The sequence below is a fragment of the Pseudomonas sichuanensis genome (assembly GCF_024749065.1).
GTDB lineage: Bacteria > Pseudomonadota > Gammaproteobacteria > Pseudomonadales > Pseudomonadaceae > Aquipseudomonas > Aquipseudomonas sichuanensis.
The window spans coordinates 570,832-582,760 of the sequence record NZ_CP087185.1 but is presented as its reverse complement, the minus strand read 5'-3'; the positions used below and the strand labels follow the sequence as shown (position 1 = coordinate 582,760).

Sequence of the window (11,929 nt, the reverse complement as noted above, 5' to 3'; positions counted from 1 at the left end):
CTTCCTTGACTAGGGGGATCAGGCGTCCGGCTGAGCGTTCAGGCCCAGCTCGCCGAGCACGCGCTCGCGGGACTCGTTGTCGGCCAGCACACCTTCGATGGCCTTGCGGAAGGCCGGGGCGTTGCCCAGCGGGCCTTTCAGGGCAACCAGGGCTTCGCGCAGCTCCATCAGCTTCTTCAGCTCAGGGACTTGCTCGACCAGGCTGGCCGGGTTGAAGTCCTTCATGGTGTTGACGCGCAGGCTCACCGCCAGCTCGTCGCCTTCGGCGCCTTCCTGCAGGCGGTTCGGCACGGCCAGGGTCATGCTCAGTTCCTGCTTGGCCAGCACTTCGTCGAAGTTCATCTTGTCGATGCTGATCGGCTTGCGGTCTTCGATCTTGCGATCGTCGGCACGCAGGGTGTAGTCACCGATCGCCAGCAGCTTCAATGGCAGTTCGATCTCTTCCTGAGCTCCGCCGGTGGCGGGTTTGAAGGTAACGTTGATGCGTTCCTTGGGGGCTACCGAGCCTTCTTTGGCCATTGGTTTTCTCCTTGAGGGTTATGGCCCTTGGGCCTATTCGAGTACGACTTCGAGATCGAGGTGGCACAGCCTGCGGTAGATCTCGTCCTTGCGTTCGCGCACCACATGGTTCTGCGGCAGCAGCTCGCAGCAGGTGTGCAACAGGTGCAATACCTGCAACGACAGGTCTGGCTCCCAGGCATCCAGGCCGGATTGGCGCAGTTGCTCGTCGAGGGCTTCCAGTTGGGTCTTGGCCAGTTCGTATTTCTTGGCCGTGTAGCAGAGGCGCGCCTGGCTCAGTTGCCAGAAAAAGCGCTCGCGCCCGCCGTGGGCGCCCTGCATCTGCTGCTTGAGGTGCTGCACCGCGCTCTTGAGGCCGTCCTTGCGCAGGATCGGCAGGCTCGCCTCCAGGGCCTCATCCCAGGGAGCCTGGCGCACGCCGGGCTCGGCCACTGGCTGGGCCACGGCGGTTTGCAGGTGGGGGGTGACCTGGGCGGCGACCCAGGCGCGGGTCTCGGGGTCGGCGAACGGGGTGCCGTCGTGGAACTTGAGCTCGATGACGCTGGGCAGGCGTTGCAACAGCGAGGCGAAGTTCATCTCCACTTCGCGCATGCCGGCTTCGACGTTCAGGGCCTGGCAGCACTCCCACACCAGGCGCTGGCCGTCGAACCAGAACGGTGCCTTGGCCACGCTGTTTTCCAGCTCCACCAGCAGGTCGGCATAGTTGCCCTGCTCGAAGCGGTCCTTGTAGCTCTTGAGTTTGTCGGCGGGCAGGCCGCGCAGGGCGGTGACGTTCTCGGCGTTGCGCTCGGGCATCGCTTCGATGGGCAACCACAGCAGCGTGCGGTTCAGGCGCAGGGCGCGCAGGTCGGTGGCTTTCTGCCGCTGCCACCATACGCACAGCTGCCGGCCCTGCTCTTGCTGGGCGCGCAGGGCCTTGTTGGCGTCCTTTTCGTTCTCCACCGGCTCGCCGGGGGTGAACAGCTGGGTGGCGGCCTGCTTGACCTGGGCGACGATGGCGCCGACTGCGCCGGGTTGTGGTTCGTTGTCGGCGGAGCGCTGGACCTGGCCCTTGAGTGCGCGGCAGATCGGCAGCAGCAGGGGCGCGTCGTCGCCCAGCCGGGCGGACAGCGCCGCCTCCAGGCCGCTTAGCTGCTCGACCATCTGCTGGAACAGCGGCAACTGCTCCTTGATGGCGATGTCGGCACCCAGCGCCTGTTCAAGGCGCGGCACCAACCAGCTGATGGCGGCGGAACGGGTACGGGGTTTGGCGGGGTGGACGTCGTCCCAATGCTGCTCGCACAGCTCGCGCAGCACGCTGATGCCGGCCAGCAGGCCGGCGTAGGATTCACGCTGGAACAGGGCCCAGGTGAACCACGAGGCCACGCGCAGATCCTTGGACTGGTCGCGCAATAGCGCTTCGCTGTTCTCGAGGATTTTCAGCCAGTCCACCTGGCCGCTGGCGTGGATCGACTGGGCGCGGGTCAGCTCGCTTTCGAGGGCTTCGAACTCGGTGGAAAAACGCACGTCTTCACCGCCGAAAGACCCGGGGGAGACAGCGTTTTTGCCAAGTTCAAGATAGCGCGCGGCCAGCTTCGAAGAGTAGGACATCCTTTTCTCACAGTTAGAACCTCGCCATCGACCCTGGAACTGACGTTCAGGATTTGCCGATCTGGAAGTTCTATTGATTCAGCCCACAATCCGGTGGGCAGTCGATCAAACGGTCAAATAGCCTAATGCTATCAATAGCGCTTTGCAATCACTCAAATGGATAGCAAACACAGGAGCAGCGGGCTTCTAGGGGTTTCCCTGATGGCACTCATATATACCCTGACCCACCTGGGAAAGTTGTCAGGTTAATGCTTGAAACAATATTCCGTTGTTTTAACTTAAATTTCACACACATAAGCAACAACACATGTTAGCGCCAACACCAGACTTCATTGAAGGGCCGCAACAGTAATCAGTGATGCGCTCGAAACACAATTACTTGAATCAAATTTCAGGGCATTCCTACATCGAGCCCCGCAGCATCTTGCAACAAGAACATGCGCTCATGCCGGCTGAAGTTCTGGACTCAATGCAGGCACTTCGCGCCACGGCAGCTCGGCCCAACGCCCCTCGGGCGCCAGCAATGCCTGAAGCCGCTGTTCGTCAAAAAGACCCAACGAATCGGCGCGAAAGGCCCCGACCCATTGCCGACGACCGGCAAGATAGGCCGCGCCGAAATCCGCCCAGCCATCGAAACAGTCCTGGGCGCGCTGGGCGTTGAGCAACAGCACGCGCCAGCCAATGTCGGGCGCCAGCCAACCCAGCAACAGGGCGCAGCGCACGAGAAAGGCGCAGCGCAGGCAGGCGAAGGCCAGCGCGGCACGCGGGTCGTCGGTTGGTTGCAAGTTGAGCAGGTCAAGGCGGAACCACTGGCGCTCGAAGTCGGTGGCGAAGTAGCGCTGGATCTCTTCGTCGCTGGCGCTGCCTTGCAGACCAACGATGTGCAGCAAGGGGATGCGCAGGAAGTCCTGGGCACTTTGCGTGAAGTTCGTGCAGTGCTTGTTGTAGAAACCGTCCACCTGCATGGCCTCCGCCATGGGGCTCGCCAGCGCCAGCGCAAGGTGCCTGCGGGGGCTGTACAGCTCGAAATCCGGCGCGCGCGGGCGCAGCCAGCGTGCAAGGAGCCAGGTGGCGACCAGCATGCCCAGGAAGATCAACATCGCAATAGCCTCAGCGTTGGGTGGATAGCCAATCGGCGATGCCAGCGGCCATGGCCGCGGTCATGCCGGGCCAGGTCACGGCTTCAGTGGCGTAGACCGGGCCGTCGTGTACGGGCTGGCCAAGCAGGTGGCGCAAGGCGTAGCGCAACGTGGCGGTACGCGGTGGCGTCGCCCGCAACTGTTCGGGCTGACGCGCCGCCACCAGCCATTCCACCAGCGCCGACGGCGCGGCAAAACGGTCGAACAACTGCGGGTGCTGGGCGATCAGCCGCGCCTGGGTAGCGGGGTCGGTCACCGCCTCCAGCCGGCACCAGCCCGCGTCACAGCGCACCACACCGATGGCCAGGCAATCCGCCGGCGTTTGCCGGTCGGTGCCCAGGGCGTTCAGGCACCTGAGTACGTCGTCCAGGTAGCGGGCGACCGGCGGGCGGTTCTGTTTACCCTTGAGCTGGTCGAGGCGCAGGCTGCCGTCGGCCATGACCAGCAGGCTGATGGTGATGTGCGGCTGGCCCTGGCCATCGCGCAGGCTGAAGATGCGCATGCGCCCGGCCTCCACGGCCTCGGCGTAGCTTTCGCCGTAGCCACCGTGCAGGGCGCGACGGTCGGCGAACTGGCCGAGGCAGTGGCGCATCACGTAGCTTTCGAAGGCCATTTCTTCACGCAGGTGCGGGCCGTCCGGCAGCAGCTCGACCAGCGCGTGCTCGGCGCATTCCACTACCTGGCGCACTGCCTCGGGCCGGCTCTGGCGCCATCCCTGGGCCTGGCGCGCGGCCATGCGGGCGTGTTCCTGGTGCCACAGCGCCAGGGCCTGCGGGCAGTTGATGCGTTCGAGCTTGCCGTCCAGCGCCGTGCCTTTGCGCGCAGCGAGGAACTCCACCAGCATCGCTTCCTGCTCCAGCACCGCGGGGTGCTCCGGGTCGAGCCAGGCGAGCGTCACGGCGCCATCCGCCTTGGCCGCCTGTTCCAGGTGGCGGCCGACCCAGGCTGGCACGGCCTGGCCTTGCAGCAAGGTCGCGGCCTGCTCGAGGCTGTGCACCCTGTGCACCGGCTCGAAGTTGCCGACCAGCTGGCGGTAGAAATGGTTGAGCAGCCAGCTACGCACCGGCGCTTCGTCGCCCCTGGCCTGGCTGCGTTGCTCAAGGCGGCGCTTGAGCGCTTCGGCGTTGAGCAGGTTGCGCGGCGCATAGGCGCCGGCGCGCGGGGTGGCGATCATTTCCACACTTGCCACCAGCGCTTGGCCGCAGGCGCCTGCACCGGCTCCTGCTGCATCTCGTCGATGACCTGGCGCAGGGTGGCGGCGTTGGCCACGTCGTGGGGCGCCTCGCTGCCGGCACACAGGGCCAGTGCCGCGGTGTAGCGAGCGATGGCTTCATCCTTGCGACCGAGGTTCTTGAACAGGTCACCGGCATCCCAGGTCAGCAGCGTGTCGTTGTGGCCAACGATGATCGCTTCAAAGCGCTGCCACAGCGCCAGCGCGGCGTCCGGCTGGGTGGGGGCCAGGTGCAGGGCTACCTTCATCCGGCAGCGCAGGCCGTCGTAGTCCACTTGCTGATCGGTGATTTCCTGCTCGGCCTGCCAGTCGAGCAGGCGTTGCAGCCAGATCGTGATCTCGTGGTCACGGTCGAGGAAATACAGCGCCCTGGCGACCTTGCCGATGTAGCCATCCGGGTCGTGACGGCCGTAGCCATGGGCCAGGACGAAGTGCCACAGGGCTTCCGCCGCCTGGCACACCGCCGCGTGGTCGTCGAGGGCGAGCTGGGCGTTGAGCAGGCCGTGGTAGTGCTCGGCGAAGGGGCTGGCGTCGATGCCGCGCTGGTGCAGTTCGATGGACGCCGCGATGCGCTCCTGGCCCTTGAGGTAGCGGTAGTTGATCGCCAGGTTGTTGCACAGCATCGAGTACAGGTGCGCGCAACCGTCGCCGCGATGCCCCTGGCCGCTGGCGAAGTAGCGCTCCAGGCATGCCTGGCCGCGCTCGTAGCTTTCGCGCTGGGCCATCTCGCTCAAGTGCCAGGCTTGCGCCTGCTGCTCGGGCGTGAGGGTTTCGATGAAGTGCTCGACCAGCCCCGACAGCTTGCAGCCGTGGTTGTAGTAGTCGTAGCCACTGGCCAGGGTGAATGGTGGCAGGTGCAAGGCAGCGAGCAGGCCCTGCGCACTGGCCGTGGCGTACATCAGGGCATAGCTGCTGCGGTGATCATCCAACTGGCCGCTGGCGAAGGCTTCCTGCAGCAGGGCCAGCTCGGTGACGGCGTCGATGCGCCCGGCCTGCCGGTCGCGCACGGCCTGCAAGCGCAGGATCCAGGGGTGGCGCGGGGCGATGCGCTGGGCCTCGGCCAGGGCCAGGGCATACAGACGCGCGAGCCGTTCGGGCTGTTCGCCATCGTCGTACAGCGCTTCGAGCAGCGCGCCCTTCCCCGCTGGCGACTCGTCGAGGGCCGGCAGGCACGCCAGGAAGTGCTCCAGCACCTCTTCACTGTCACAGGCGCGCATGACGCACAGTGGCCACCAGACGCTCGGGTCCTGGGCGAGCAGGCGCTCGACCACCACCTGTGCCGAGACCGGCCCGGCGGTTGCGCGCAGGTCGTAGATCTCGTGGAAGGCTCGGCGCCCTGCCCGTTCGATTTCGCCTGCCTCGACCAGCCAAGGCAGCTCATAGGCGATGAAGCTGTTGTCGCCTTCGCAGTCCAGGGCAATGGCCGCGGCCGGCAGGATGCGCAAGGCGCCCGGCAGGTCGCCCTGGGCATGCATGGCCCGGGCGGCGAGGCGCGCCAGGCGCACTTCCCACTCGCGGCGCTGGGCCAGCGGCAGGTCGGCGATCAGCGCCATCACCGGTTGCTCGAACATGGCCAGGCGCAACGGGATCAGCTCGATCAGGCTATTGCCCAGCCAGGTCCAGTCGCCCTGGTCGATGTCCTGGTCCGGGCCGGCCTGGCGCAACGCGGCCACAGCTTCGAGGGCGACCTCGTGGGCTTCGGCCTGCTGCTGGTGGTTGTGCAGCGCCCAGGCGCGGCGGCAGGCGCGGTCGGCCTGATCCCAGGCGCGCAGGCTGGCACGCCCGGGGTTGAGCAGGGTCAGGGCGTGGCGGGCATCGATGGCCTTGAGCGCCAGCGCCAGGCAACGCTGCTCGAGCTGCTCGAAGATACGCGCGCGGCGGTAGTGCTCGACGTCATAGTCCGGCGCGACCTGGGCCATGGCCTGGGCTTGGTCGAGCAGTTGCTCCAGCAGCGCTTCGTCGTCGCAGTAATTGGCCAGGCGCAGGCGCTTGAGCAGCAGGCACATGCTCAGTTCGGCGCGGGCGGCGGGGTCGCAGTGTTCAAGCAGGCGTTGGCCGTCATGCTCGAGCACGCGGGTGGCGGCGTGGAGGTCACCGGCGTTGACCCACAGCACATGCAGGCGCTCGATCGAGCCGATCGAGTCGGCTTGCAGCGGCTCGGCCTGCAGTTGCTCCAGCAGCGCGGCAGCGCCATGGTCCTGGAGGACGCCGTCGAGGCGGTCCAGCAATTGCTCGAGTTCAATGCCGGTAATGACGGTATTGGCGACTGTCATGTGCTGCTCCCTGTGATGACCTGCGCACACCCTGTGCGTCGTGGCGCGCACGCTACCAGTTGCGCCAGACAAAGCCAAGATTCCTGGCGCCAATATGCCATCAGTCGGTGATTGCGTTACTGCGCGAGGGGCCATAAAAAAACCCAGGGCACAGGCCCTGGGTTTTTCGAGTTGGCGTAACGCCGAGCGCTTGCGATCAGAACGGAATATCGTCGTCGAAGCTGTCGAAGTCGGCGGCTGGCTGCGGAGCCGGCTGCTGCGGCGCTGGGCGCTGTGGCGCCTGCTGAGGACGCTGGGCTTGCTGACGCGGGGCCTGGTTGTACTGCTGCTGGCCGCCACCCTGGTTGTAGTTGTTGCCACCACCCTGGTTGTACTGGTCGCCGCCACCCTGCTGGTTCTGCGGACGGCCGCCAAGCAACTGCATGGTGCCGTTGATGTCGACAATGATCTCGGTGGTGTAGCGCTTGATGCCGTCTTTTTCCCACTCGCGGGTTTGCAGCTTGCCTTCGATGTACACCTGCGAACCTTTGCGCAGGTACTCGCCGGCGATTTCGGCAACCTTGCCGAACAGCGAAACGCGGTGCCACTCGGTGCGCTCGACCTTCTGGCCGGACTGCTTGTCGGTCCACTGCTCGCTGGTGGCCAGGCTCAGGTTGGTCACGGCGTTACCGTTGGGCAGGTAGCGGACTTCGGGATCCTGACCGCAGGTACCGACCAGAATGACTTTGTTAACCCCACGGGCCATAACGTTCTCCTAGGCTTCGCACGCCGAAGAGGCTGGGTTCACCAGACGCTCGAGGGTCGCACGGTCCAAAATTTTCGTATCCAGTTTGATATAGATGGCGGCTTCTTCTGCCACCACCACGGCGTCGGTCACACCCGGCACGGCCATCAGGCGCTCGGTAAGCCCGGCTTCCCGGACTGCCTCTGGCGTCAGCGGCATGCGCAGGCTGGTCACGTAAGGCGGCTCGTTCATGCGCAACGCAGTGACCAGCCACAGGGCACACAGCCCCGCGCAACCGAGAAACACCATGCTCAGGCCACCGTGCTGGAACAACCAGCCACCGATGATTCCTCCCAGCGCGGCACCCAGGAACTGACTGGTGGAGTACACACCCATTGCAGTCCCTTTGCCACCGGCGGGCGACACCTTGCTGACCAGCGAAGGCAAGGATGCCTCCAACAGGTTGAAGGCGGTAAAGAATACCACGGTGCCGATCACCAGTCCGCGCAAGTTGTCAGCCCACTGCCAGAAGAACAGCTCCACCAGCAACAATACACTGACCGCGCCAAGCAGCACGCGTTTCATCTTGCGCTTCTTCTCGCCGTAGATGATGAAGGGGATCATTGCAAAAAATGAAACCAGCAGCGCGGTCAGGTACACCCACCAGTGTTCTTCCTTCGGCAGCCCGCCGCGTTCGACGAAGGCCAGCGGCAGCGCGACGAAGCTGGCCATGAGGATGGCGTGCAGGACGAAAATGCCCACGTCCAGGCGCAGAAGGTCCGGATGGCGCAGGGTCGGGCCCAGGGCCTGACGGGCCACGCCGGACTCGCGGTGCTGCAGGGTCTTGTGGGTGTTGGGCACGACGAAGGCGATCAGGGCGATACCGACCAGGGCAAGTCCTGCAGTGGCGAGGAACAATCCTGACAAGCCGAAGGCGCGAGTCAGCAGCGGCCCGACGACCATGGCAACGGCAAACGACAGGCCGATGCTCATGCCGATCATGGCCATGGCCTTGGTGCGGTGTTGCTCACGGGTGAGGTCGGACAGCAGCGCCATGACGGCTGCGGAAATGGCCCCGGCACCTTGCAGGATGCGCCCGGCGATCACGCCCCAGATCGAGTCGGCCTGGGCCGCCAGCACGCTGCCGAGGGCGAAGATCACCAAGCCCAGGTAGATCACCGGGCGGCGGCCGATGCGGTCGGAGATCATGCCGAACGGAATCTGCAGCACGGCCTGGGTCAGGCCATAGGCGCCGATGGCCAGGCCGATCAGCGCAGGCGTGGCACCGGCCAGGTCCATGCCGTAGGTGGCCAGCACCGGCAATACCATGAACATGCCCAGCATACGAAAGGCAAAGACCAGGGCCAGGCCGCTAGCGGCGCGGGTTTCGCTGCCACTCATGCGCTCGTTGTGGGTGTCGTGCATGGATTAACCTCGTGTGAACCGGCGGCGATTCTATCAGTCCGACGGCTTGGCGGCATCTGCGCGACGCTTTGCCGCGTACTGGCAGCGCGCCGTATACTCCTTTGTTTATGCCCGCCGAGCGAGGCCGCAGTGGACAAGATCCTGATTCGTGGGGCACGTACCCACAACCTGAAGAACATCGACCTCACGCTACCGCGGGACAAGCTGATCGTGATCACCGGCCTGTCCGGCTCCGGCAAGTCGTCGCTGGCGTTCGACACGCTGTATGCCGAGGGCCAGCGCCGCTATGTGGAATCGCTGTCGGCCTACGCCCGGCAGTTCCTGTCGATGATGGAAAAGCCCGACGTCGACACCATCGAAGGCCTGTCGCCGGCGATTTCCATCGAGCAGAAGTCCACCTCGCACAACCCGCGCTCCACCGTGGGCACCATCACCGAGATCTACGACTACCTGCGCCTGCTCTATGCGCGGGTGGGCACGCCGCGCTGCCCGGACCACGACATCCCGCTGGAAGCGCAAACGATCAGCCAGATGGTCGACCTGGTGCTGGAAAACCCCGAAGGCAGCAAGCTGATGCTGCTGGCACCGGTGGTCCGCGAGCGCAAGGGTGAGCACCTGGCGGTGTTCGACGAATTGCGCGCCCAGGGCTTCGTGCGTGCGCGGGTCAACGGCAAGCTCTACGAGCTGGACGAACTGCCCAAGCTGGACAAGCAGAAGAAGCACAGCATCGATGTGGTGGTAGACCGCTTCAAGGTGCGTGCCGACCTGCAACAGCGCCTGGCCGAGTCGTTCGAGACCGCGCTAAAGCTGGCGGACGGCATCGCCCTGGTAGCGCCGATGGATGACGAGGACGGCGAAGAGACGATCTTCTCCGCGCGCTTCGCCTGCCCGATCTGCGGCCATGCGATCAGCGAGCTGGAACCGAAGCTGTTCTCCTTCAACAACCCGGCCGGCGCCTGCCCGACCTGCGATGGCCTGGGGGTGAAGCAGTTCTTCGATACCAAGCGCCTGGTCAACAGCGAGCTGACCCTGGCCGAGGGGGCGATACGCGGCTGGGACCGGCGTAACGTCTACTACTTCCAGATGCTCGGTTCGCTGGCGGCGCACTATGGCTTCAGCCTTGAGCAGCCGTTCGGCGAGCTTTCGGCCGAGGACCAGAAGGTCATCCTGCACGGCAGCGGCAAGCAAAGCGTCGACTTCAAGTACCTCAACGACCGGGGCGATATCGTCAAGCGCTCGCACCCGTTCGAAGGCATCGTGCCCAACCTCGAGCGCCGCTACCGCGAGACCGAGTCGGCCACCGTGCGCGAAGAGCTGGCCAAGTTCCTTGGCACCCAGCCCTGCCCCGACTGCCGCGGCACCCGCCTGCGCCGTGAGGCGCGGCATGTGTGGGTGGGCGAGAAGACCCTGCCGGCGGTGACCAACCTGCCGATCGGTGAAGCCAGCAACTACTTCAGCGACCTGACCCTGACCGGCCGCCGTGGCGAGATCGCGGCGAAGATCCTCAAGGAGATCTGCGAGCGCCTGCAGTTCCTGGTCAACGTCGGCCTCGACTACCTGACCCTCGACCGCAGCGCCGACACCCTGTCCGGCGGCGAGGCCCAGCGGATCCGCCTGGCCAGCCAGATCGGCGCCGGCCTGGTGGGCGTCATGTACATCCTCGATGAACCGTCCATCGGCCTTCATCAACGGGACAACGACCGCCTGCTGGCCACCCTCAACCACCTGCGCGACCTGGGCAACACGGTGATCGTGGTGGAGCACGACGAGGATGCCATCCGCCTGGCCGACTACGTGGTGGATATCGGCCCTGGGGCCGGCGTGCATGGCGGGCAGATCGTCGCCGAAGGCACACCGGACGAGGTGATGGCGCACCCCGATTCGCTGACCGGCAAGTACCTGTCCGGGCGCAAGAAGATCGTCGTGCCGGCCAAGCGCACCCCGCGCAACAAGAAGCTGTCGCTCAAGCTCAAGGGCGCGCGCGGCAACAACCTGCAGAACGTCGACCTGGAACTGCCGATTGGCCTTTTGACCTGCGTGACCGGTGTGTCCGGCTCGGGTAAATCGACGCTGATCAACAACACCCTGTTCCCCCTGGCGGCCACCGCGCTCAACGGTGCCAGCACCCTGGAGCCGGCGCCGCACAGCAGCATCGATGGCCTGCAACACCTGGACAAGGTGGTCGATATCGACCAGAGCCCGATCGGTCGCACGCCGCGTTCAAACCCGGCGACCTATACCGGCATCTTCACACCGATCCGTGAGCTGTTCGCCGGTGTGCCGGAGGCGCGCTCCCGTGGCTATGGCCCGGGGCGCTTCTCGTTCAACGTCAAGGGCGGGCGCTGCGAGGCGTGCCAGGGCGACGGCCTGATCAAGGTGGAAATGCACTTCCTGCCGGACATCTACGTGCCGTGCGATGTGTGCAAGAGCAAGCGCTATAACCGCGAAACCCTGGAGATCAAGTACAAGGGCAAGAACATCCACGAGGTGCTGGAAATGACCATCGAGGATGCCCGTGGGTTCTTCGACGCGGTGCCAGCACTGGCGCGCAAGCTGCAGACGCTGATGGACGTGGGGCTTTCCTACATCAAGCTGGGGCAGTCAGCCACCACGCTGTCGGGCGGCGAGGCGCAGCGGGTCAAGCTGTCGCGCGAGCTGTCCAAGCGCGATACCGGCAAGACCCTGTACATCCTCGACGAGCCGACCACAGGCTTGCACTTCGCCGATATCCAGCAACTGCTGGACGTGCTGCATCGTCTGCGCGACCACGGCAACACCGTGGTGGTCATCGAGCACAACCTGGATGTGATCAAGACGGCGGACTGGTTGGTGGACCTGGGGCCGGAGGGTGGCTCCAAGGGCGGGCAGATCATTGCCGTCGGTACGCCCGAAGAGCTGGCCGAGAAGCAGCAGTCCTATACCGGGCACTATCTGAAACCACTGCTGGAGCGAGATCGAGCCTGATCTCGCGCCCATGAAAAAGCCCCTGCCATGTGAGTGACAGGGGCTTTTTTGCAGCTGTGGATAA

The 11,929-nt window shown here is 65.1% G+C and carries 8 protein-coding genes; 1 reads left to right on the top strand and 7 read right to left on the bottom strand.

The features are described 5' to 3' along the window. Positions 1 to 18 precede the first annotated feature (18 nt). The 7 genes from tssB to LOY51_RS02720 form a co-directional block, all read right to left on the bottom strand. Positions 19 to 519 (bottom strand): type VI secretion system contractile sheath small subunit, encoded by a 501-nt coding sequence (gene tssB / locus LOY51_RS02750; protein WP_110996291.1) that lies wholly within the window; start codon positions 517 to 519, stop codon positions 19 to 21. A 33-nt stretch (positions 520 to 552) separates the two neighbouring features. Further along, entirely contained in the window at positions 553 to 2,109 is a 1,557-nt protein-coding gene (tssA, locus tag LOY51_RS02745; RefSeq protein ID WP_258644219.1) for a type VI secretion system protein TssA, read from the bottom strand. A gap of 443 nt (positions 2,110 to 2,552) precedes the next feature. After that, complete coding sequence (locus tag LOY51_RS02740; protein WP_125857236.1) at positions 2,553 to 3,209, bottom strand: DUF1266 domain-containing protein; 657 nt, start codon at positions 3,207 to 3,209, stop codon at positions 2,553 to 2,555. Between the two features lie 10 nt (positions 3,210 to 3,219). Beyond that, a complete protein-coding gene (locus tag LOY51_RS02735; RefSeq protein WP_258644207.1) occupies positions 3,220 to 4,422 on the bottom strand; it encodes a PcfJ domain-containing protein in 1,203 nt (400 codons plus the stop codon). After that, the gene (locus LOY51_RS02730) at positions 4,419 to 6,752 is read right to left on the bottom strand and encodes a hypothetical protein (protein WP_258644206.1); all 2,334 of its coding nucleotides are present in this window, start codon (positions 6,750 to 6,752) and stop codon (positions 4,419 to 4,421) included. Before LOY51_RS02730 ends, LOY51_RS02735 begins: the two co-directional genes overlap by 4 nt. A 196-nt stretch (positions 6,753 to 6,948) precedes the next feature. Continuing rightward, positions 6,949 to 7,497, bottom strand: a complete 549-nt coding sequence (locus LOY51_RS02725; protein WP_110996355.1) for a single-stranded DNA-binding protein — start codon at positions 7,495 to 7,497, stop codon at positions 6,949 to 6,951. Positions 7,498 to 7,506: 9 nt separating this feature from the next. Further along, positions 7,507 to 8,901, bottom strand: coding sequence for an MFS transporter (locus LOY51_RS02720; RefSeq protein ID WP_125462386.1), 1,395 nt, complete (start codon positions 8,899 to 8,901; stop codon positions 7,507 to 7,509). A 129-nt stretch (positions 8,902 to 9,030) separates the two neighbouring features. Between LOY51_RS02720 and uvrA the strand changes: the two genes are divergently transcribed. Next, a complete protein-coding gene (uvrA, locus tag LOY51_RS02715) occupies positions 9,031 to 11,865 on the top strand; it encodes an excinuclease ABC subunit UvrA (RefSeq protein WP_178125880.1) in 2,835 nt (944 codons plus the stop codon). Positions 11,866 to 11,929 lie beyond the last annotated feature (64 nt).

Excerpts from the sequence above, each read along its gene's own strand:
- tssB (WP_110996291.1), bottom strand. The coding sequence starts at position 519 with ATGGCCAAAGAAGGCTCGGTAGCCCCCAAGGAACGCATCAACGTTACC.
- tssA (WP_258644219.1), bottom strand. The coding sequence starts at position 2,109 with ATGTCCTACTCTTCGAAGCTGGCCGCGCGCTATCTTGAACTTGGCAAA.
- LOY51_RS02740 (WP_125857236.1), bottom strand. The coding sequence starts at position 3,209 with ATGTTGATCTTCCTGGGCATGCTGGTCGCCACCTGGCTCCTTGCACGC.
- LOY51_RS02735 (WP_258644207.1), bottom strand. The coding sequence starts at position 4,422 with ATGATCGCCACCCCGCGCGCCGGCGCCTATGCGCCGCGCAACCTGCTC.
- LOY51_RS02730 (WP_258644206.1), bottom strand. The coding sequence starts at position 6,752 with ATGACAGTCGCCAATACCGTCATTACCGGCATTGAACTCGAGCAATTG.
- LOY51_RS02725 (WP_110996355.1), bottom strand. The coding sequence starts at position 7,497 with ATGGCCCGTGGGGTTAACAAAGTCATTCTGGTCGGTACCTGCGGTCAG.
- LOY51_RS02720 (WP_125462386.1), bottom strand. The coding sequence starts at position 8,901 with ATGCACGACACCCACAACGAGCGCATGAGTGGCAGCGAAACCCGCGCC.